This window comes from Streptomyces sp. NBC_01341, assembly GCF_035946055.1.
Lineage (GTDB): Bacteria > Actinomycetota > Actinomycetes > Streptomycetales > Streptomycetaceae > Streptomyces.
In genome coordinates, this window is sequence record NZ_CP108364.1 from 643,002 (window position 1) to 662,499 (window position 19,498).

The following is a 19,498-nucleotide window of genomic DNA, read 5'->3' on the forward strand; positions in this document are numbered from 1 at the left end:
CTGCGTCGTGCTCCCATCATGTCTCCGCCCGCGACCGGCGGCACGCAGGGACACCGGCCATGCGGCCCCGCACCGCCTTTCGTCTCAGCCTCTGGAACCACATGAGACGACCCGAGCGGAATCTGCTCACAGAAATGAGTCCGGTTCACGCGTGTACGTCCTTTTATTTCCTTAAAATACTCATGCCCCGCTCCAGGAGGGCTGGAGAACAGGGCATACCGTGGTGAGCAGCGGAGTAAGTCAACCCTTACCCCGCTCCCCTCTGCCCGCGACCGCCGCCCAAAGGAACAACACTCCATGACACGCCCCGTCCGCGTCGCCATCGTCGGAGCCGGTCCCGCCGGAATCTACGCAGCGGACGCGCTTCTCAAGTCCGAGGTCGCCCAGGAGCCGGGCGTATCGATCGACCTCTTCGAACGCATGCCCGCCCCCTTCGGCCTGATCCGGTACGGAGTGGCTCCCGACCACCCGAGGATCAAGGGCATCGTCAAGGCGCTGCACCAGGTCCTGGACAAGCCGCAGCTGCGGCTGTTCGGCAATGTCGACTACCCCGACGACATCGGTCTGGACGACCTGCGGTCCTTCTACGATGCCGTGATCTTCTCCACCGGCGCCGACGCCGACCGCGCGCTCGACATACCGGGCATCGAGCTCGGTGGGTCCTACGGCGCCGCCGACTTCGTCGCCTGGTACGACGGCCACCCGGAGGTTCCGCGTACCTGGCCACTGGAGGCCGAGAAGGTCGCCGTGCTCGGCGTCGGCAACGTCGCCCTGGACGTCGCGCGCATCCTCGCGAAGACGGCTGACGAGCTCCTGCCGACCGAGATTCCCGCCAACGTGTACGACGGCCTCAAGGCGAACAGGGCCCTGGAGGTGCACGTCTTCGGACGACGCGGACCGGCCCAGGCGAAGTTCAGCCCGATGGAGCTCCGCGAGCTGGACCACTCTCCGAACATCGAGGTCATCGTCAACCCCGAGGACATCGACTACGACGACGGCTCGATCGCCACGCGCCGGGAGAACAAGCAGGCCAACATGGTGGCCTCCACCCTGGAGAACTGGGCGATCCGGGACGTCGGCGACCGCCCCCACAAGCTGTTCCTGCACTTCTTCGAGTCCCCCGTCGAGGTCCTCGGCGAGGACGGCAGTGTCGTCGGCCTGCGTACCGAGCGCACCGAGCTCGACGGCACGGGCAACGTCAAGGGCACCGGCCGCTTCACCGACTGGGACGTGCAGAGCGTCTACCGCGCGGTGGGCTACTACTCGGAGGAGCTCCCGAAGCTGCCCTTCGACGTGGTGTCCGGCACCGTCCCGCACGCCGCCGGACGCGTGCTGGCCGGCGGCGAACCGATGTCCTCGGTGTACGTGACCGGCTGGATCAAGCGCGGCCCGATCGGCCTCATCGGACACACCAAGGGTGACGCCAACGAGACGGTGGCCTGCCTGCTGGAGGACCACGCCGCCGGCCGCCTGCCCGCCCCCGGCCGGCCCGAAGCCGACGCGGTCGTGGACTTCCTGGAGCAGCGCGGCGTGCGCTACACCACCAAGGAAGGCTGGCACCGCCTCGACGCCCACGAGCAGGCGCTCGGCGCCGAGCAGGGCCGTGAGCGCGTCAAGGTGGTCGAGCGCGCGGCCATGCTGGACGCCTCGGGAGCCTGACCGACCGCTCGACGGCCCGCGCCCCCGGACTCCGACACGGAGTTCCGGGGGCGCGGGCCGTCGGCTTCCCGGCCGCGCGCGACAGCCCTGTGACTCCTCTGAGCTCGTGGTGGACGGCCCGCCCAGGGCCCGCCCAGGACTTCACGGACTCGTGAGGACGACGAGTTGGCGGGTCGCCCGGGTCATGGCGACATAACGGTCGACCGCCCCCTCGGTTCCCTCGCCGAACGCCTCCGGGTCGATGAGTACGACCAGGTCGAACTCGAGTCCCTTCGACAGTTCCGGAGTCAGCGACCGCACGCGGGGCGTCGGCCGGAACGTGGGATCACCGATGACACAGGCGGTGCCTTCGGCGTTGCCGGTCAGCCAGGTGCCGAGGACCGCGCCCAGATCGGCGACCGCTCCGTGGACGACCGGGAGCCCGCCGCTGCGGACCGAAGTCGGCACATTGGCGTCCGGGAGGACGGCCCGGACGACCGGCTCGGCCTCCCGCATGATCTCCTGCGGAGTCCGGTAGTTGATGCTCAGCGAGGCCATGGTGATCCGGTCGAGCCCGATCCGTCCGAGCCGGTCCTGCCACGACTCCGTGAACCCGCGTCTGGCCTGGGCGCGGTCACCGACGACGGTGAAGCTCCTGGAGGGGCACCGCAGCAGCAGCATCTGCCATTCGGCGTCGGTCAGTTCCTGTGCCTCGTCGACGACGATGTGCGCGAAAGGGCCCGCGAGCGGGTCGGACTCGGCACCGTGCGGGGCGGTCGGGTCGACGAGCGTGTCCTTCATGTCCTGCCCGTTCAGCATCGTCACCAGCCCTTCACCGTCGTCGTCCGCTTCGAGCAGGGCGTCGACGACCTGGGCCATCCGCTCCCGCTCGGCGGCCAGGGCCGCCCTGTGCAGTACGGCGCGCCGGGACGCCGCCGGGTCACCGAGCCTCTGCCGTGCGGCGTCGAGAAGCGGCAGGTCGGGCACCGTCCAGGCCTGGGCGTCCGCCCTCTGCAACCGCCGCACCTCGTCCGGGGCGAGCCAAGGAGCGCACGTACGCAGGTAGGCGGGCACCGACCACAGGTCACCGACCAGCTCGGCGGCGTCGAGCAGCGGCCACGCGCGGTCGAAGGCGGCGGTCAGCTCCCTGTTCCGCTCCAGCGACCTCCGCAGCTGTTCCGCGGGCGCATCGCCCGCGTGCTTGTCCACGAGGATCGTGACGAGTTCCTCCCAGACATGGTCGCGTGCCTCGTTGTGCGGTGTGCCCGGCCCCGCCGCCTCGAACGCCAGCGCCCAGTCGTCCGCGCTCAGCCGGATGTCCGACCAGTGCGTCTCGACCACCATCCCCTCGGACGGCGCCTCCTCGTAGAACCTGACGGCCGCCTCGACCGCGCGCACGAGGTCCGCTGAGGACTTCAGCCGGGCCACCTCGGGATCGGGCTCACCCGCCGCCGCGGCTCCCTCGGGGACGAGATCCCGGAGGGTGCAGGTCCGCACGCCCTCCTCCCCGAGGCTGGGCAGGACATCTGCCACGTATCCCAGATAGGGCTGGTGCGGACCGACGAACAGTACGCCGCCCCTGCGGTGGCCGAGGCGCGGATCGGCGTAGAGGAGGTAGGCCGAGCGGTGCAGGGCGACGACCGTCTTCCCGGTGCCCGGACCGCCGTCGACGACGAGCGCGCCACGGGACCCCGCACGGATGATGGCGTCCTGGTCGGCCTGGATGGTCCCGAGCACATCCCGCATCCGCGCCGACCTGGTTCCGGCCAGGCCGGCGATGAAGGCGGACTGGTCGTCGAGCGCCGCGTGCCCGCTGAGGCCGTCCGGTGTGAACACCTCGTCCCAGTAGTCGCTGATGCGTCCGCCGCTCCACCGGTAACGGCGACGGCTCGACAGGCCCATCGGGTTGGCGTGGGTGGCTCCGAAGAACGGCTCGGCCGCCGGTGAGCGCCAGTCGACGAGCAGCCGACGTCCCGCGCTGTCCTTGAGGCCGAGGCGTCCGACGTACACGGGGCCGGACCCGTCCGCACCGGCCATGTGACCGAGGCAGAGGTCGAGGCCGAACCGCCGCAGTGCGCGCAGGCGGCCGGTGAGCCGGTGGATCTCGGCGTCCCGGTCCATCGCCTGCCGACCCGCACCGCCCGGCGCCCTCCGCTCGGCGGCGAGACGGTCGGACAACTCGTCGATCGTCTGCTCCAGACACTCCGCGATGGCTGCGAAGTGCTGTTCGTCGCCGGCGATCAGTGACGGGACGGCCTTCTGGGCAAGGCGCTCGGGGAGCTCGAACGCACTGGTGGTCACGGGGTCCGACGAAAAACGCATTCAACGCACCTATTTCCGCAGGTTTCCGGGCTTCGGCCGATGATTCTGCGGCAGGGAGGGGGCCTTGCCGCAAGGCCCCCTGTGCGCTATAAGTTGAGAGTGGAAAGAGGTGGGTTCTCGCTCTTTCCGCCCCCGCCCCCCTCCGCTCCGGTCGGACGGCTCTGCGGATGCGACGTGTTCGACGTCGACGTGCACCTGCCGCAAGCGGAACGCAGCCGTCTGGAACCCGTAGACTCGTCGGATGGCGAAGTACTTCGATGTGCACCCCGAGAATCCCCAGCGCCGCACCATCAGCAACGTGGCCGACAGCATCCGCTCCGGCGCCCTCGTCGCGTATCCGACCGACTCCTGTTACGCCCTGGGATGTCAGCTCGGCAGCCGGGACGGGATCGGCCGCATCCGGTCGATCCGCAACCTCGACGACCGGCACCACTTCACCCTCGTGTGCCAGAACTTCGCACAGCTGGGGCAGTTCGTCCAGGTGGACAACGACGTCTTCCGCTCCATCAAGGCGGCGACACCCGGTAGTTACACCTTCATCCTGCCGGCGACCAAAGAGGTGCCCCGGCAACTGCTGCACCCCAAGAAGAAGACCGTCGGTGTCCGGATCCCCGATCACGCCGTCACGCAGGCGCTCCTCGCCGAGCTCGGCGAGCCACTGCTGTCCAGCACCCTGCTCCTGCCCGACGAGAAGGAACCGCTGACGCAGGGCTGGGAGATCAAGGAACGCCTCGACCACGTCGTGGACGTCGTGCTCGACTCCGGCGACTGCGGTACGGAGCCCACCACCGTCATCGACTTCTCCTCCGGCGAACTGGAGATCGTGCGCCGCGGGGCCGGTGACCTCTCCCGCTTCGAGTAGCTCCGTCACGGTCACTCCGCGTTTCCGGCAGCCGCCGAGATGCGCGCACCCCCGGGTGCCTGGTTCGGTGGAGGTGTTCCGCCCGCACACCGCCAGGGAGTGATCATGAGTGAGTCGGACGACCTTCGGGGCCGTGCACGGAAGATGCACGACAAGGCGAAGGAACTCGAGAACGCGGCCGAACAGGCCACGGACGCCGGAGAGCGTCAGCGCCTGCAGGAGAAGGCGCGGCGTCTCGAATCGCAGAGTGAGCAGATCAGCGACATGGCCAGTGGGGACATCTATCCCATCGAGTAGGACGCCGTGCCGTCCTGCCGTCGCATCGCCGCGCGGTCGACGAGGCCTTCCGGTTGCCGGCGGTGGCACACCGTGCTACTACCGGAGTGAGGTGACATGCGGTGGATACGCGGAGGGCGGGGCACGGGCTTCCCCTCCCCCGCCCCGCTCTCCGCCCGCGCTCCGCGAAGGGGGCCCGGTGACCTACATGAGATGGCAGGCGTTCCTGGAGGCCGTCCAGGAACGCGGGGAGTACGCGTCGGCACTGGAGGCGGAGCGGGCCTCACGTGTGGTGCTGGCACTCCTGGGCGCACACATCGTCGGTGAGGAACGCAACGAACTGGCCGCGAAGCTGCCCGAGACCTTCGCGCTCATCCTCCTGAACCCGTTGCAGGCCGCCGAACCCCTCAGTTCCGAGCGGTTCGTGCGCGCGGCCGCCGCCTGGATCGACGGGGCCACCGAGCAAACGGCGGCGTGGGACACGAGCGCGGTCCTCAGCGTGGCGGCGGACGCCGCGGGCGACGAGCTTCTGGAGCGCCTGCTGCTCCAACTCCCCCCGGGCTACGACCTCCTGTTCGGCCACCCCAGCAGCAGGTAAGCGTCGGGACACGGCCGGCGCACGCGGCGGCTACCCGGCCCGCAGACCCGCCAGCCGGGCCAGTCGGCGCATCGAGTCCTTCAGGGCTTCACGGTCGTACGTGCTCGTGGTGACCAGCAGTTCGTCTGCGCCCGTCTCCTCGATGACGCGCTCCAGGCCGGCCGACACCGTCTCCTGTGTGCCCGCCAGGTGACCGCGCAGGCCCTCCTCGAACAACCCGCGCTCCTTCTCCGTCATGGCCAGTGCTTCGATCCGCCCGGCCGGCAGCAGCGGAGGGAACGACCCCCTGGTCCGCGCCACAGCCATGGACCAGGCCTCCGGCACCAGCAGCCGTCCGGCCTCCTCGCCGGTCCCCGCGACGGCGACGGTGCCCGACACGATCACGTACGGCTCGGGAGCCCATGCCGATGGGCGGAACCCGCTGCGGTACCCGTCGACGACGCGCATCAGTTTGTCGCGGTTCCTGAGATCGCCCACGACGAGGGGCAGCCCGGCCGCAGCGGCGATCTCGGCGCCCTCTCCGATCGCCAGGACGAACGGGGGCACACGCAGCCCCTCGGCGGGGTGTGCGTGGACCTGGGGGTGAACCTGCTGGCTTCCGTCCATCCAGCCCAGGAGCTCGGCGAGCTGTCCGCCGAAGGCCCGCGCGTCGTCCTTGTCCCTTCCCAGGGCTCGGCGGATCCCGTCGGTGAATCCCACGGAACGCCCCAGTCCCATGTCGATCCGCCCGGGAAAAAGCGAGGCCAGCACCCCGAACTGCTCGGCGACGACGAACGGCTGGTGGTTCGGGAGCATCACACCGCCGGTCCCCACCCTGATGGTGCTGGTGGCAGCGGCCACCGCGGCGGCGAGCACCGTCGGTGCCGAGCCGGCCACTCCGGGCACACTGTGGTGCTCGGAGACCCAGAACCGGTGGTAGCCCAGTTCTTCGGCCGTCCTGGCCAGCGCGACGGTGTCGCGCAATGCCTGGGGGGCGTCGTACCCCTCGCGGGTGCGCGAGCGGTCGAGGACGGAGATCCGGATCGATTCGATGAGAGTGCTCACCCCTCTGTCAACGTCGCAGACACACCGGGATTCCCGGCCGGCCCGCGCCCGCGGGACCTGAGCCATGGCCGGGCCCGCTCAGCGGGTTCCGGGGACCGGCTCCGGCGTCACCCGGCGTCGCCCTCGGCGGGAGCGGCCGCGAGGTTCCGGTCGGCGGCCCAGGAGGCGAGGTTGCGCAGCCCGTCGTGCGTGGGCGTGCCCACCTCGGCGGTCCAGATGACGAGCTGCTGATCCGGGTCCGTGCTCGCGGTGAGGGTGTCCCAGTCCAGTGACAGCTCGCCCGCGACCGGGTGGGGGAGGACCTTGGTGCCGACGCCCAGGGTCGCGACCTGATGGGCGGCCCACCACTCGCGGAAGTGTGCGTCCTGGACGGAGAGTTCCCCCACGAGGCGGCGAGGCGGGGATCGTCGGGGCATTTCGCGGCCTCCATGCGGAGTTGCGCGACGCACGTGCGGGCCACCGAATTCCAGTCGGCGTACAGGGTATGCATCGCGGGATCCGTGAACAGAATGCGAATATAGTTGCGGTGCTTCTCCGGAATCTTCCCGAAATCGGTGATGAGTGCGGCGGCGAGGGAGTTCCAGGCGATGACGTCCATTCGCCGGCCCATGACGACGGCAGGCGTCGAAGTCAGGTCGCCCAGGATGTTTCTCTCCGAGGAGGAAACCCTCCTCTTTGCGCACCCCGTGAAAGGTGCGAGCCTGGAATTCGTGGAACAGCGGAGAGTACGTCGGAAAATCCGGCAGACCTCGCTCGAAGCGACCTCGAAGCTCGAAGAATGAGGAGAAGATGGAATTCGTCAAGCCGTTGCCCACGACGAAGGCGCCCGCCGAGTGGTTCACGGGTGACGTGTGGTTCGACGTCATCCAAGCCGGGGAGGAGCCCTCGCGGCTTCGCGCGAACATGGTGCGCTTCGCCCCCGGGGCTCGCACGGCCTGGCATCACCACGCCGTCGGCCAGACCCTCCACGTCGTGTCGGGGACGGCGCTCGTCGGAACGCGTGACGGCACCCTCCTCGAAGCGCACCCCGGGGAGACCGTCTCGTGTCCGCCCGGCGAGGAGCACTGGCACGGGGCCACTCCCGACCGGTTCATGGAACACCTCGCACTGTGGGAGAGCCCGGGAGACGGACGGCCCGAGACCACCTGGCTCGAGAAGGTGACCGACGACGTGTACGGGGCGGCCCGTATCCGCGACCACTGACAGCGGCCCGCAGCCCGTCACCTCGGTGGGTCCCCCCCGGTGCCACCACCCCCTTGCCCCTTACGCGGAAAGAGAGCTGTCCCATGCGGGCAACGTTCATGTACAAGGCCGGCGACGTGCGCGTGGAACACGCGCCCGACCCGGTCGTCCAGCAGCCCACCGACGCCGTCGTGCGCATCGTGCGGTCCTGCGTCTGCGGGAGCGACCTGCACCCGTACCACTCCCTCAGCGAGGACGACGGCCCCGCGCCCATGGGGCACGAGTTCCTCGGCGTCGTCGAGGAACTCGGCAGCGAGGTGACCGGGCTGAAGCGCGGTGACGTGGTCGTGGCGCCGTTCGCGTTCGCGGACAACACGTGTGCCCTCTGCCGTGAGGGCCTGCACACCTCGTGTCCGAACGGCGGGTTCTTCGCCTCCGGCGGTGTCGGGGGCGCCCAGGCCGAGGCCGTGCGCGTGCCGCAGGCTTCGGGCACGCTGGTGAAACTGCCGGTCGGTGAGGACTCCGCCCTGCTGCCGTCGCTGCTCACCCTGGCCGACGTGTACGGCACCGGTTACCACGCGGCCCGGCAGGCCCGGGTCGACGAGCGGACCACCGTGACGGTGATCGGCGACGGCGCGGTCGGACTGCTGGCCGTGCTGTCGGCGAAGCAACTGGGAGCGGAGCAGATCATCCTGATGGGCCGGCACAAGGACCGTACCGATCTGGGGCGTTATTTCGGGGCGAGTGACATCGTCGCGGAGCGCGGGGAGGAGGGCGTCGAAAAGGTGAGGCAGTTGACGGGGGGCCAGGGAACGCACACGGTACTGGAAGCCGTAGGACACATGCCTGCGTACGAGACGGCTGTGGGCGTGGTGCGCCCCGGAGGCGTGATCAGCCGGGTCGGCGTACCCCAGTACGAGGACGCGCCCGTCGGCTTCGGCAGCCTCTTCGGGCCGAACATCACACTGACGGGTGGCCCGGCACCCGTACGCGCCTACATCGACGAGCTGCTGCCGGGCGTGCTGTCCGGAGCGGTCGAGCCGGGGCGCGTGTTCGACCGGAGCGTGACCCTCGACGAAACGCCCGAGGGGTACCGGGCGATGGACCGGCGTGAGGCCCTGAAGGTTCTCGTCACCCCGTGAACCGCTCCCTCCCGGTCGGACACGTGGCCCGGGTCCCGAAAACCTCTTTGGGACCGTGTGCCGCAGGGGCCCGCTCGATGCCAGGACGCTCTCAGCACGAGCGGTAGACGTATCCCTTTTCCGTAGCCGGCAGGACGTCGAGGTCGCGGAGCACCAGGGAGACGCGGTCCTGCCAGGTCGAGCAGCTCTCGTCGAAGCCGACGTCGCCCTCCCCTTCGTACTCGACGGCGAAGACGCGGCCGTCGTACGCCTCGGCGTACGCGTCGCACTCGTCGAACTGGGCGCATTCCTCCGTCACCGCGAAGTCGAATCCGATGGTGGTGTGCTGCGGAAGCAGGTCCGTCGTGTTCTTCTGCCCGATCGCGAGGCCGGACGCGTGTGCCCGTTCTGCCAGCATGGCCGCGAACGCGGCGTTGTGAGTCCGCGTCAGCCTCCCCTGTGAACGTTCGTACGAGTCGAGGTTGTCAGGCTCAACGGCCTGGAACCCGCTCTTCGCGCAGCCGTCGATCCAACCGCCGACGATCGCCGCGAGCCTGGTCCGTTTGGCGGCCGTCGAGGTGTCGAGGAGCACCTCGTCCCAGCCCTCGTCGATCACGGGCTCACCGTCACCGTCCCGCAGGAGCAGGTCGGGGTCGGTGTCCTCCCACCGTTCGAGTTCACCGGGCTGGGTCTGGAAGGCATTGACGTAGCAGACGTTGTAGTGGCCGTCGGCGGGCTGGTCCTCACGGTCGCGGGACACCGCCTCCACCCCGGACGGCGGCGCGTAGCCGCCGCCGATCTGATAGTCGAAGCCCATGCCCGCCGTCGGCCGCACCACAGCGGGGGACCCCGCCCGCCGCTCGGACGCGGGGCCGTGGCCAGGGTCGTCCTTCACGGCGCAACCGGCCTGCGCGAGCGCGCCGAGAGCGCAGACGATGCCTGCCGCCGTGCGGGCGGCCGCGCGCCGACGGCTGAGAATCGGGGACAGGGCACGGATGGTCACACATACTCCAGGGGCCGGGGATCCCGGAGGAGGATCTTCGCGTCCTCCGGAACGCTCCTGAGCCTTTCACGACCACCCGCCGCGTCCGCCGCCGAGGGTGGGCGGACGGGCCGGCCCTCGCCGCGAACGGACGGGGCCGGACTGCCAGTGATCACGATCCCGGAGAGAGCCCTCGCGCTCCGGCTGTGGTTCGCGTCAGCCCGTGCGGCAGGGTGGGTCCATGACCACGTACGAGACGATGCCGTTCCACCTCGAGACCGAGCGCCTGATCCTGCGGCCCTGGGCCGAGTCGGATGCCGCCGAGTTCTGTGCCCTCCTCTCCGAACGCGGCGACGGGACCCCGACGGTCGAGCACATCCGGACGGCGATAGCGGAACTGCTCACCGCGACGGCGACCACCGGGATCGCCCTGCTGCCTGTCCAGCGCCGCACCGAGGGCGACTTCATCGGCTACTGCGGGTTGATCATCGGCCGCTCCACCGTGGAGGAACCCGAAATCGCGTACGAGTTGTTCCAGCACGCGCAGGGGCAGGGCTACGCCACCGAGGCGGCCGCCGCGGTGCTCGGTGCCGCTGTCGCGACCGGCCGGAAGCGTCTCTGGTCGACCGTGGGAGCGTGGAACACGCCGTCGCTCCGCGTCCTCGAGAAGCTCGGGTTCGAGCGGGATCGTGTTTCCACGGAGGAGAACGGTGAAGTGGTATGGCTCACGCGCTCGTTGCCGTGACGCGGAGTCTCGCCGCGTAAGCTTCATCCGCTGGCCGGCCGGTTCAGGACGGGCGCCCGCCCGGACTCCAGTTGTGCACCTCGATGGCGGCGTACCGCTCCGCTGTCAGGACGGCGCGCGCCGTGTCCGGGTCCGGCGCCCGGACCAGAGCCGCCGTGCCCAGCCAGGCGCCGCCGTCGTCGGAGAGCAGCGGCCCGTAGGCGATCAGCTCGTCACGGCCCGACGGAACCGCGAGGTCGGCGGCCGGCCCCACGCCGAGGCCGAGCACCAGGTACCGGCGGCCACCGTCAAGGCCGCCGGGGAAGTCCCACATGGTGCGCCCCAGCGTGTTCCGCCACCGTCGCAGCATCACGTCACGGTAGACGCCTGCCTGGTAGTTCGGCTCGTCGAAGGCGAATGCGCGAGCAGCGGCCGGACCGGGCAGGTCGACGAGGTGCACACTGCCGGTGGGTGTGTCCCCGTCGGCTGCGAGGGTCGGGCCCCTGGCGATCATCTCCTTCGCGTACCGGTCCATGTAGGACCAGTGCTCTTCCATGAGCTCGAGGCGCTGCGGCAGGGAATCCGGCCGGTCACGGTGATAGCAGAGGAACTCCATGGCCTGAGGATCTCGCGGGCGTGGCATCCGGGTCGAGGGGGTTTCCCGGGCGGCTCACCAGTCGTGCACCGTCCCGTCCTGGAGCCGGTTGACCGGGAGGTACGCCGCTTCGTAGGGGTGCGCGGCCGCGAGCTCCTCGTCGAGTTCCACGCCGATCCCGGGTGCCTCCCCCGGGTGGAGGTAGCCGTCCGTGAAGGTGTAGGCGTGGCGGAACACCTCGTCGGTGAGCGGGGTGTGGCCCGAGTACTCCTGGATGCCGAAGTTGTGCACGGCCAGGTCGAGATGCACGGCTGCGGCCATACCCACCGGCGAGATGTCCTCCGGCCCGTGCACGGCGCTCTTGATCTGGTACTGCGCGGCGAAGTCGAAGAGCTTGCGGAGCGGGCTGACGCCGCCGAAGTGCGTGACCGCGGAACGCACGTAGTCGATCAGCTGCTCGGTGATGAGGGTCCGGTAGTCGTACACCGTGTTGAAGACCTCGCCGATGGCGAGGGGTGTGGTGGTGTGCCGGCGGACGATGCGCAGCGCCTCCTGGTTCTCGGCAGGCGTGCAGTCCTCCAGCCAGAAGAGGCGGTAGGGCTCGAGGTCCTTGCCGAGCCGGGCGGCCTGGAGCGGGGTGAGCCGGTGGTGTGCGTCGTGCAGGAGGGGAAGTTCGGGGCCGAACTCGGCGCGTACCGCCTCGAACACGGTCGGCGTGTGACGGAGGTAGGCCTCGGTGTCCCAGTCCTCCACCAGTGGCCGGGCCTGCTGGTGGAGGACGGGTGAGCCGTGGTCGTCCGTGCTCGACACGCCGTAGACCGCCTTCAGGCCGGGGATCCCGGACTGGATGCGGACCGCTGGGTATCCCTGGGCGAGGCGGGCCCGTACCGAGTCGAGGAGTTCAGGTATGTCGCGGCCGTTGGCGTGTCCGTAGGTGCCCACGCGGTCGCGGCTTGCTCCGCCGAGCAACTGGTAGAGCGGAAGTCCGGCGGCCTTCGCCTTGATGTCCCACAGCGCGACGTCGACCGCGGCGATCGCGGCCATCGTCACCGGTCCGCGCCGCCAGTAGGCGCCTCGGTAGAGCGACTGCCAGGTGTCCTCGACGCGATGCGGGTCGAGGCCCGTGAGAAGCGGGACGACGTGGTCCTGGAGGTAGCTGACCACCGCGAGTTCGCGGCCGTTCAGCGTGGCGTCGCCGAGGCCGGTGAGGCCTGCGTCGGTCGTCAGCTTGAGGGTGACGAAGTTGCGGCCGGGGTTGGTGACCAGGACCTGCGCGTCGACGATCTTCATGGAGGAACTTTCTTCCGATAGCGGGTGATGGGCTGTTCAGCCCTTGGCGGCGCCCGAGGTGAGGCCCCGCCACGACGTATTCTGACGACGGGAACGCCCGGGCCGCGTTCCTCACGCTCGTCTTCGTACTCGCCCGCGAAGGCGCGGCACTCGAAGCGGTACGCCTGTTCCGGTGCATCACGTGCCGGCCCGATGACCCGCAGGACGCCCTGTATCCGGCCCGCCGACTGGACTGGCGCCTGTCGGAGATCCGGCACAAGGCCGCCCCGGCCCGCGCTCGTCGACGGAGCCGGGCCGCACCCTTGTCAGTATCCAGAATCCTGTTTACTGTGTGGGCCGTGAACGACTTCGACGCCCGCTTCCTCTCGCGCAACGGCCTCGCCGCCCGGCAGCTCGCGGCCCTGCTCCTGCACCACGAGCCGGACACCCGACTGCCCCGCGTACGCGACTTCGCGGAGGAACTGGGCTGCGGGAACGGCACCGTCCAGGCGGCCCTCCGACTACTGGAGGACTCCGGCGCGATCTCGACGACCGCACGCGGCCACCTCGGCACCTTCCTGGCGCACTCCGACCGTACGATCCTGTGGCGGCTCTCGGGCCTGGGTACCCTGCTCGCGGCGATGCCACTGCCCTACTCCCGCCGCTACGAGGGGCTGGCGACGGGACTGCGCGGCGCCTTCGAGGAGGCGGGCGCCCCGTTCGCGGTCACGTTCATGCGCGGGGCCGGGGCCCGGACCGCCGCGCTCCTGGAAGGCAAGGTGGACCTGGTGGTCCTCTCGCGCTTCGCCGCCGACCAGCTGATCGGCCGGCACCCCGTGGAGCTGATGGCCGACCTCGGACCCGCCACCTACGTCGGCGCGCACGGCATGCTGGTGCGCCACGGCGCCGACCTGGACGCACCGGGGCTGAGGGTGGCCGTCGACCACACCTCGGAGGACCTGCGGATGCTCGTGGAGCGCGTCTTCGCCGGCCGCGACGACATCGTGTGGCGGGAGGCGTCGTACATGCAGCTGCACGACCTCTTCGCCCGTGACGAGGTGGACGCGACCGTCTGGAACCTGGACGAGGCGCAGCACCGGATCGGCCAGGGCGTCGAGGTGCGGCCGCTCGGTGACGAGGTCACGCGGGAGCTGGCGCTGCGCAACTCCAGCGCGGCGATCATCTGCCGCACCGACGGCGCGGAGGCGCTCGCCACGATCCGCGACACGCTCGACCTGTCCCTGGTGACCCGGCTGCAGAGCGACGTACTGAAGGGTGATCGCATCCCGTCGTACTGAGGGGCGGACGCGACGACCGGGCCGCCGGGGCCCGAGAGTCCCCCCGACATGAGAATACAGAATCCTGGTTTCTGTCGATTAAAGGAGGATCATCATGGACGACCAGCTCGCCCTAAGGATCCAGCTCTTCCGCGAGGGCGGTCATGTCCCGTCCGAGGTGGTCGACTTCGTCGCCGCCGAACTCTCCTCGCTCGAGGACGAGGGGCACGTCGTCACCGAGGCGTCGGCCGGCATGCTGACCAGCCATCTGATGATGGCGCTCGGGCGGCTGCTCGACGGCGAACCGATCGAGCAGTTCCTCACCGACGACCAGGTCGCCTCCGAACTGGCCGGGCACCCCGGGGCGGTCGCGCGCGCCCGCGCCGTCTCGGCCCGCGCCGAACAGGACCTGGGAGCGGCGCTGCCGGAGTCCGAGGTCAACTTCCTCGGTATGCACCTGGCGGTACTCGGCGGGCACGGCCCGTCCGCACCCCCCGGCTGACCGGACACACAGGCCGCCGGGCCTGCCGCCGCACCCCGCACCGACACAGAGAGACCGACACAGAGAGAAGGACAGCCATGACGAAGATCCTCACCGGAGGGGTCGGCAAGGTCGAGGTCACGAAGGCCATCGGCGGCCTCGGCATCGACTCGCTCGACATCGTGCAGTCCAGCGACATGGACGCCGCGATGAAGCTCAGGGCCGGCCAGGCCGACTACTTCCTGGGCACCTGTCACACGGGGGCCGGAGCCTCCCTCGGCGTACTCGTCGGCCTCATGGGCAGCGCCGCCTGTCACACCTTCGGACGGAGCGTGCCGAGCGAGGAGGAGGTCGGGACCCTGCTGACGGCCGGCAAGAAGGTCTTCGGCTTCTCGATGGACCAGATCGACGTCATCGCCCCGCTCCTGGCCCGCTCCATCGCGGCCCGCGGCTGACCACCGCCCCCTTCCTCATCGTCCCGGGCTCCTAGGAGTGACTTGTGAGCACCACACTCGCCGCCGGCGCCGGCCTCGACTTCACACTGGCCCAGCAGCTGACCGTGATAGCGCTCTGTGCGCTGACCGCCCTCATCTCGCACATGGCCCTGGCCGTCTTCAACGACGGGGTGCGTCCCTTCCTGCTCGACTTCGTCCAGGGGCGCACCACCCGCAGTGCGACGACGGCCGTCTCGTTCGGGCTGTCCGCCGGATTCATCTTCGGACTCGGCGCCCCGATGGCTCTTTCCACCGGTGTGCTGAATCCGTGGCTGGTCTTCCTGCCCACCGACATCCTCGGAATGCTGGCGCCGAAGAAGTGGATCGCCCCGATCCTCGGAGCCGCGTGGGGAGCGGTCGTGGTCTTCGGGCTGAACGGCGCGAACGACGCCGCTCACGATCTCCCGGTCGACTTCCTGACGGCGATGCAGCAGATGTCGACGCCGATCCTGTTCCTGTTCACGCTGTTCCCGGTGCTCGCCATCACCAAGCAGTTCGGACGCAGGTGGGGCGGCATCGCGGGGGCCCTCGAAGTCGCCCTCGTCGTCACGACCATGAAGCTGTGGCCGAACATGTTCGCCGGAGCGCTGGCCATGGCTGCCGGCGTGCTGCTGCTGATCGGGCTGGCCGTCTCCAAGGACCTCCGGCAGCGGCGTGCCGACCGGGCGGCGGGCACCGCCGAACCCGTCCTCGCGGACGACGACCCGATGATGTCGCTGTTCAGCGCTAGCGCGGCCCGTCTGCGCAGGTTCCTGCCGCTGTTCATGGTGCTGGGGGCCGGGGTGTGTGTGCTCGCCCAGATGCACATATTCGGCGGCGGCGAGGCGACGAGCTTCCTGATCGCCAAGGGACACTACTCCGAAGCCGCCCAGGTCGACTTCTACCGGGTCTTCGGCTTCATCCCGCTGATCGCCACGACCGCCCTGGCCTCCGGTGCGTACGGCATCGCCGGATTCACCCTGGTGTACCCGATCGGCTACCTGATGCCGAACCCGTGGCTCGCGGCCGTCGTCGGCGCGCTCGTGTTCGCCGCGGAGGTACTGGCCCTCACCTGGATCGGCAAGGTCCTCGGCAGGCTTCCCAGTGTCCGGGACTCCTCGGAGCACCTGCGCAGCGCCATCGGGGACACCCTGCAGCTCGCGATCCTCTTCGGGTCGCTGATGGCCGCGAACGCCATGGGCGGCGGGCTCGGCATCCTCCTCGTGGGCGGGCTCTACCTGCTGAACGAGTCGATGGGCCGGCCGGTCGTGAGGATGGCCGCAGCGCCCGCGGCCGTCATCGTCGGCGGCGTCCTGCTGAACGTCCTGTACTGGCTCGACCTGTTCACTCCGGTCAAGGGCTGAGCCGCCCCGCGACCGGAGCCCGGGCCGTACGCGAAAGAGAGAACCCCCACGATGAACCGCCCCGCAGCGCCCACCCTGCGCACCGTCACCGGAGAGCTGTCGCCCCGGTCCGTGCGTGGCCCCGTCCTCGCCCACGAGCACCTCGTCCTCGACCTGGACCACCGGGGCGACGGCGCGGCCGTCCTCGATCCGCGGCGCCACTTCCCGGCCGTCTCGGCCGAACTGGCTTCCCTGCGGCAGGAGTTCGGGCTCTCACTCGTCATCGAGCTGACCTGTCGCGGGATGGGCCGCGACATCGGCACCCTGGCCAGGATCGCAGAGGAGGCGCAGATCGCGGTCGTCGCCGCGACCGGCTGGTACTACGAGCCCTTCCACACTCCCGAGATCGACGGAGACGACGTGGACGGGCTCGCCGGGACGCTCGTCCGCGAGATCGAGGACGGGATCGGCACGACAGGCATCCGGCCCGGTGTCCTGGGCGAGATCGGCAGTCACGGCGACGTACCGACGGCCCCCGAGGCCAAGGTGCTCCGGGCCGCCGCGAGGGCGGCGCGGGCGACCGGGCTCTCCGTGGCGACGCACGCGCAGCTCGGCCGGGGCGGCCTCGCCCAGCTGGAACTGCTCACCGGTGAAGGCCTGTCCGCCCACCGCGTCAGCATCGGCCACCAGGACCTGCTGGACGAGCCCGAGGTCCACCGGGAGCTCGCGGCGAGCGGCGCGTACGTCGCGTTCGACACCGTGGGCAAGTCGTCCTACCGCAGCGACCGGACCCGGCTGCGGCTGCTGCTGGCCCTGCTGGAGGCGGGTCACGCAGACCGGGTGCTCCTCAGCTGCGACATCTCCCGTCACGGGTACCTCCTGGACGAGGGCGGTCAGGGCTATGGGCACCTCTTCCGGAACTTCCTCCCGCAGCTCCGGGCCGCGGGCGCCGACGACGACCTGGTGGATCTGCTGACCCGCCGCAATCCCCTGCGTTTCCTGACCGGCGAGGAGCACTGACATGAACCCGGCACTTCCCCGGACGTTCCCCCTGGCGACGGTTCCCCTCGAGAACGCCGTCGCGACACAGTTCCGGCTGATCGAGGCCACAGCCGCGCACTTCGAGGGCCACGAACTCTTCGCGGCCGACGCCGGAGTGGTCCCCGGGCTGGGCCGCCCCCGCAGCACCGCCCGCGTCGAGGCCGTACTCGCGGACTTCTTCGGGGCCGACGACGCCGCCTTCGTCCAGGGCGCCGGTACGGGGGCGATCCGGGCGGCCCTCAACGCGGCCGTCCGTGCGGGTGATCCGCTGCTCATCCACAGGGCACCTGTCTACCGCACCACCGAGGTGACGCTCGGCGGCATCGGCGTCCGGACCGTCGAGGCGGACTTCAACGACCCGAAGGAGCTCCGCGAGGCCCTGTCGTCAGGGGTCTTCCGGTGGGCCTACATCCAGCACACCCGGCAGCGGCTCGCCGACTCCTACGAGCCGGCCGAGGTGATCGCCGCGTGCCGGGCGGCCGGGGTCCGCACGATCGTCGACGACAACTACGCCGTCATGCGCACCCCCGCGGCAGGGGTGGAGCTGGGCGCCGACGCCTCGTGCTTCTCCCTCTTCAAGCTGCACGGGCCGGAGGGCGTCGGACTCGTCGTCGGGGCGGGCGACCTGGTCGCGGACGTGCGCCGCGACAACTACTCCGGCGGCGGACAGGTCCAGGGCCACCAGGCGCTCGACGCCCTGCGTGCCCTGACCCACGTCCCGGTCATGTGGTCCGTGCAGTCCCGCGTGGGCGCGGAGGTGGCGGAACGCCTGGCGGCCGGCGAGGTGGACGGTGTGGCCGAGGTACGCATCGCCAACGCCCAGGACCGCTGCCTGCTCGTCCGGCTCGACCGGCCCGTCGCCCGTGATCTGCCGGCGGTGGCGGCCCGCTTCGGAGCGGCCCCCTACCCCGTCGGCTCCAACTCGCGCTACGAGATCGCTCCCCTCTTCTACCGCATGTCCAGTTCGGCCCTCGACGACTCCCCCGAACTGGCCGACTGGACCGTACGCATCAACCCGATGCGGGCGGGCGCGGACCTCGTCATCGACATCCTGCGCAGCTCGCTCGCCGCACTGGACGACCCGAAGGACGACTGACCGTGTTCCTCGACACCCTTCTCACCCGCAATCCCGGGCTCGTCGACGCCGCGGCCGCACTGCATGGGGACGGCGCGATCCCGCCCGACACCTACGTCATGGACCTGGACGCCGTCGAAGCGAACGCGGCGCTGCTGGCGGCCGAGGCCGACCGCCTCGGGATCGGGCTGTGGTTCGTCGTCAAGCAACTGGGCCGCAACCCGGAACTGATCCGAGCCGTCGCCCGCCACATCCCGCGCTCCGCCGCCATCGACACGGCCGAGGCGCGCCTCCTGCACGCCGCCGGCACACTGCCCGGAAACGTCGGCCACCTCGTCCAGGTCCCGCGGCGCGCGCTGCCCGAGGTGCTGGCATGGCGCCCCGAGGCGGTGACGGTCTTCGACCTGGCCAACGCCCGGGCGGTTTCCGACACAGCACGCCAACTGGGCTTCGTCCAGGACGTCCTGATCCGGGTCGAGGGCTCGGACGGCGCGGTCTATCCCGGCCAGGAGGGCGGTGTGCCGCTCGACCGGCTCGACGCGTTCGCCGAGGCCGCCGAGGCACTGGACGGCATCCGAATCGCGGGCCTCACCGCCTTCCCCTGCGTCCTGTGCGATCCGGCGACGGGCCTGCCGGCCGCCACTCCCACCTTCGGTCTGGTGCTGGAGGCACGCGAACTCCTGGAGGCGCGGGGGCACCACGTCCTGAAGCTGAGCGCACCCAGCGCCACCTCGATGGCCTCGCTGCCGCTGCTGGCCCGGCTCGGTGCCACCCACGGCGAACCGGGCCACGCCCTCACCGGCACGACCCCACTGCACGCCGTCGACCCGGCTCAGCCCGAGAAGCCGGCCTACGTGTACGTCAGCGAGGTCGCCCACACCCTGGCGGACAACCGTCCTGCGCTGTACGGCGGCGGCTTCTACCCCCGTTCGCACATCCGCGGCGCCCTTCTGCCGCGTACCGGCACACGTCTGGGAGTGCAGGGGGCGCCCGCCGAGAACATCGATTACTACCGCCTGCTCGACGCCCCCGCCGACGGGGCGGACGTCCGGGTCGGGGACACCGCGCTGCTGGCCTTCCGCACCCAGATCTTCGTCACGCGTTCGACCGTCGCCGTGGTCTCCGGACTCTCGTCCGGCACCCCCCGGCTGAACGGGCTGTACGACGCCCAGGGCCGAGCCCTGTAAGGAGCACC

At 70.4% G+C, this 19,498-nt stretch carries 19 protein-coding genes and 1 pseudogene; 14 read left to right on the top strand and 6 right to left on the bottom strand.

Features of this window, described 5'->3' with window-relative positions; translation table 11 throughout:
* Positions 1 to 297: 297 nt before the first annotated feature.
* Positions 298 to 1,659, top strand: a complete 1,362-nt coding sequence (locus OG206_RS02875) for an FAD-dependent oxidoreductase (RefSeq protein ID WP_327111821.1) — start codon at positions 298 to 300, stop codon at positions 1,657 to 1,659.
* A 141-nt stretch (positions 1,660 to 1,800) separates the two neighbouring features.
* Here the strand turns inward: OG206_RS02875 and helR are convergent, their stop codons facing one another.
* Positions 1,801 to 3,960 carry an RNA polymerase recycling motor ATPase HelR gene (helR, locus tag OG206_RS02880; protein WP_327111823.1) on the bottom strand — a complete coding sequence of 720 codons (2,160 nt, stop codon included), beginning with the start codon at positions 3,958 to 3,960 and terminating at the stop codon, positions 1,801 to 1,803.
* Between the two features lie 241 nt (positions 3,961 to 4,201).
* On the opposite strand from helR, the gene OG206_RS02885 reads away from it, so the two are divergent.
* The 3 genes from OG206_RS02885 to OG206_RS02895 all read left to right on the top strand — a co-directional run bounded on the left by OG206_RS02885 (position 4,202) and on the right by OG206_RS02895 (position 5,696).
* Complete coding sequence (locus tag OG206_RS02885; protein WP_327111826.1) at positions 4,202 to 4,822, top strand: L-threonylcarbamoyladenylate synthase; 621 nt, start codon at positions 4,202 to 4,204, stop codon at positions 4,820 to 4,822.
* Positions 4,823 to 4,927: 105 nt separating this feature from the next.
* Positions 4,928 to 5,119, top strand: a complete 192-nt coding sequence (locus OG206_RS02890; RefSeq protein ID WP_327111828.1) for a DUF6381 family protein — start codon at positions 4,928 to 4,930, stop codon at positions 5,117 to 5,119.
* Positions 5,120 to 5,306: 187 nt separating this feature from the next.
* On the top strand, positions 5,307 to 5,696 hold the full coding sequence (locus tag OG206_RS02895) for a DUF2267 domain-containing protein (protein WP_327122161.1): 390 nt from the start codon (positions 5,307 to 5,309) through the stop codon (positions 5,694 to 5,696).
* Between the two features lie 30 nt (positions 5,697 to 5,726).
* Here OG206_RS02895 and OG206_RS02900 read toward each other — a convergent pair whose 3' ends face one another.
* Positions 5,727 to 6,740, bottom strand: coding sequence for an MsnO8 family LLM class oxidoreductase (locus OG206_RS02900; RefSeq protein WP_327111830.1), 1,014 nt, complete (start codon positions 6,738 to 6,740; stop codon positions 5,727 to 5,729).
* A 107-nt stretch (positions 6,741 to 6,847) separates the two neighbouring features.
* Positions 6,848 to 7,386 (bottom strand): annotated as a pseudogene (locus OG206_RS02905) (MmyB family transcriptional regulator); the annotation flags it as partial.
* Between the two features lie 143 nt (positions 7,387 to 7,529).
* On the opposite strand from OG206_RS02905, the gene OG206_RS02910 reads away from it, so the two are divergent.
* Complete coding sequence (locus OG206_RS02910; RefSeq protein ID WP_327111832.1) at positions 7,530 to 7,943, top strand: (R)-mandelonitrile lyase; 414 nt, start codon at positions 7,530 to 7,532, stop codon at positions 7,941 to 7,943.
* An 83-nt stretch (positions 7,944 to 8,026) separates the two neighbouring features.
* The gene (locus tag OG206_RS02915) at positions 8,027 to 9,064 is read left to right on the top strand and encodes an alcohol dehydrogenase catalytic domain-containing protein (RefSeq protein WP_327111834.1); all 1,038 of its coding nucleotides are present in this window, start codon (positions 8,027 to 8,029) and stop codon (positions 9,062 to 9,064) included.
* A 91-nt stretch (positions 9,065 to 9,155) separates the two neighbouring features.
* Here OG206_RS02915 and OG206_RS02920 read toward each other — a convergent pair whose 3' ends face one another.
* The gene (locus OG206_RS02920) at positions 9,156 to 10,046 is read right to left on the bottom strand and encodes an endo alpha-1,4 polygalactosaminidase (RefSeq protein ID WP_327111836.1); all 891 of its coding nucleotides are present in this window, start codon (positions 10,044 to 10,046) and stop codon (positions 9,156 to 9,158) included.
* A 220-nt stretch (positions 10,047 to 10,266) separates the two neighbouring features.
* Here OG206_RS02920 and OG206_RS02925 point away from each other — a divergent pair, with 220 nt between their 5' ends.
* Complete coding sequence (locus tag OG206_RS02925) at positions 10,267 to 10,770, top strand: GNAT family N-acetyltransferase (RefSeq protein ID WP_327111838.1); 504 nt, start codon at positions 10,267 to 10,269, stop codon at positions 10,768 to 10,770.
* 43 nt (positions 10,771 to 10,813) lie between these two features.
* Here the strand turns inward: OG206_RS02925 and OG206_RS02930 are convergent, their stop codons facing one another.
* Complete coding sequence (locus OG206_RS02930) at positions 10,814 to 11,365, bottom strand: YciI family protein (RefSeq protein WP_327111840.1); 552 nt, start codon at positions 11,363 to 11,365, stop codon at positions 10,814 to 10,816.
* Positions 11,366 to 11,419: 54 nt separating this feature from the next.
* Entirely contained in the window at positions 11,420 to 12,634 is a 1,215-nt protein-coding gene (manD, locus tag OG206_RS02935) for a D-mannonate dehydratase ManD (protein ID WP_327111842.1), read from the bottom strand.
* A 338-nt stretch (positions 12,635 to 12,972) separates the two neighbouring features.
* On the opposite strand from manD, the gene yhfZ reads away from it, so the two are divergent.
* From yhfZ to OG206_RS02970, 7 genes are all read left to right on the top strand, one after another.
* Positions 12,973 to 13,911, top strand: a complete 939-nt coding sequence (gene yhfZ, locus OG206_RS02940; RefSeq protein WP_327111844.1) for a GntR family transcriptional regulator YhfZ — start codon at positions 12,973 to 12,975, stop codon at positions 13,909 to 13,911.
* A gap of 94 nt (positions 13,912 to 14,005) precedes the next feature.
* Complete coding sequence (locus OG206_RS02945; protein ID WP_327111846.1) at positions 14,006 to 14,392, top strand: transcriptional antiterminator; 387 nt, start codon at positions 14,006 to 14,008, stop codon at positions 14,390 to 14,392.
* 77 nt (positions 14,393 to 14,469) lie between these two features.
* The gene (locus OG206_RS02950) at positions 14,470 to 14,826 is read left to right on the top strand and encodes a DUF2620 domain-containing protein (protein WP_327111848.1); all 357 of its coding nucleotides are present in this window, start codon (positions 14,470 to 14,472) and stop codon (positions 14,824 to 14,826) included.
* A gap of 44 nt (positions 14,827 to 14,870) precedes the next feature.
* Positions 14,871 to 16,208 carry a YhfT family protein gene (locus OG206_RS02955; protein WP_327111850.1) on the top strand — a complete coding sequence of 446 codons (1,338 nt, stop codon included), beginning with the start codon at positions 14,871 to 14,873 and terminating at the stop codon, positions 16,206 to 16,208.
* Between the two features lie 51 nt (positions 16,209 to 16,259).
* Positions 16,260 to 17,207 (top strand): phosphotriesterase family protein, encoded by a 948-nt coding sequence (locus OG206_RS02960; protein ID WP_327111852.1) that lies wholly within the window; start codon positions 16,260 to 16,262, stop codon positions 17,205 to 17,207.
* 1 nt (position 17,208) lies between these two features.
* Positions 17,209 to 18,324: an aminotransferase class V-fold PLP-dependent enzyme gene (locus OG206_RS02965; RefSeq protein WP_327111854.1), complete on the top strand. Its 1,116-nt coding sequence runs from the start codon at positions 17,209 to 17,211 to the stop codon at positions 18,322 to 18,324.
* Positions 18,325 to 18,326: 2 nt separating this feature from the next.
* Positions 18,327 to 19,490, top strand: a complete 1,164-nt coding sequence (locus OG206_RS02970) for an alanine racemase (RefSeq protein WP_327111856.1) — start codon at positions 18,327 to 18,329, stop codon at positions 19,488 to 19,490.
* The last annotated feature ends 8 nt before the right edge of the window (positions 19,491 to 19,498 follow it).

Bases quoted from the DNA above. Each gene is read 5' to 3' on its own strand.
- OG206_RS02875 (WP_327111821.1), top strand. From the start codon at position 298: ATGACACGCCCCGTCCGCGTCGCCATCGTCGGAGCCGGTCCCGCCGGA.
- helR (WP_327111823.1), bottom strand. From the start codon at position 3,960: ATGCGTTTTTCGTCGGACCCCGTGACCACCAGTGCGTTCGAGCTCCCC.
- OG206_RS02885 (WP_327111826.1), top strand. From the start codon at position 4,202: ATGGCGAAGTACTTCGATGTGCACCCCGAGAATCCCCAGCGCCGCACC.
- OG206_RS02890 (WP_327111828.1), top strand. From the start codon at position 4,928: ATGAGTGAGTCGGACGACCTTCGGGGCCGTGCACGGAAGATGCACGAC.
- OG206_RS02895 (WP_327122161.1), top strand. From the start codon at position 5,307: ATGAGATGGCAGGCGTTCCTGGAGGCCGTCCAGGAACGCGGGGAGTAC.
- OG206_RS02910 (WP_327111832.1), top strand. From the start codon at position 7,530: ATGGAATTCGTCAAGCCGTTGCCCACGACGAAGGCGCCCGCCGAGTGG.
- OG206_RS02915 (WP_327111834.1), top strand. From the start codon at position 8,027: ATGCGGGCAACGTTCATGTACAAGGCCGGCGACGTGCGCGTGGAACAC.
- OG206_RS02925 (WP_327111838.1), top strand. From the start codon at position 10,267: ATGACCACGTACGAGACGATGCCGTTCCACCTCGAGACCGAGCGCCTG.
- OG206_RS02930 (WP_327111840.1), bottom strand. From the start codon at position 11,365: ATGGAGTTCCTCTGCTATCACCGTGACCGGCCGGATTCCCTGCCGCAG.
- manD (WP_327111842.1), bottom strand. From the start codon at position 12,634: ATGAAGATCGTCGACGCGCAGGTCCTGGTCACCAACCCCGGCCGCAAC.
- OG206_RS02945 (WP_327111846.1), top strand. From the start codon at position 14,006: ATGGACGACCAGCTCGCCCTAAGGATCCAGCTCTTCCGCGAGGGCGGT.
- OG206_RS02950 (WP_327111848.1), top strand. From the start codon at position 14,470: ATGACGAAGATCCTCACCGGAGGGGTCGGCAAGGTCGAGGTCACGAAG.
- OG206_RS02960 (WP_327111852.1), top strand. From the start codon at position 16,260: ATGAACCGCCCCGCAGCGCCCACCCTGCGCACCGTCACCGGAGAGCTG.
- OG206_RS02965 (WP_327111854.1), top strand. From the start codon at position 17,209: ATGAACCCGGCACTTCCCCGGACGTTCCCCCTGGCGACGGTTCCCCTC.